Origin of the sequence: Streptomyces sp. ADMS (assembly GCF_033441795.1) — a bacterium.
Taxonomy (GTDB): Bacteria; Actinomycetota; Actinomycetes; order Streptomycetales; family Streptomycetaceae; genus Streptomyces.
This window is the reverse complement of sequence record NZ_JAVFVX010000456.1, coordinates 1-427: the sequence shown is the minus strand read 5'-3', so window position 1 is coordinate 427 and position 427 is coordinate 1. Positions and strand designations below refer to the sequence as shown.

The window sequence follows — 427 nt, the reverse complement described above, 5'->3', positions numbered from 1 at the left end:
CCCGCGACCGGCCCCCGCGTGTTGAGCCGGACGTCGCGTTCGCCGAGCATCCGCAACTCGGCGTGGTCGCCACCACCGCCGACGGTGCTTCCCTCGGCGGCCAGCTCCTCGAAGAGCACGGTTGGCGGCATAACGCGAGCCTGGACATCTACACGCTGTCGATCACCACCGACCGTGGCCAGGCGCTCGGCAAGGTAGCTCAGGCCACCGTGGCGATGCACCGCGCCAACCTCCAGGTAGCCGTGCAGCCCGCCCTCGTCCGGGACATCACCGCGCACCGGCCGCCCACACCGTCTGCGGCAGCGCGCCATGAACGCAGCCCGGACGTCGCCCCCCGCAGGTTCCCCGTCATGAACGCCGCCGCGCTCGCCTCCAGTCCCGCCCGCGCCGGCCTGCCCGGCAAACCTCCGGTCCCCACGCCCGCCGC

General features: G+C 73.8%; 1 pseudogene. It reads left to right on the top strand.

The window, feature by feature from the left end:
• Positions 1 to 427 (top strand): annotated as a pseudogene (locus tag RB628_RS41530) (hypothetical protein); the annotation flags it as partial.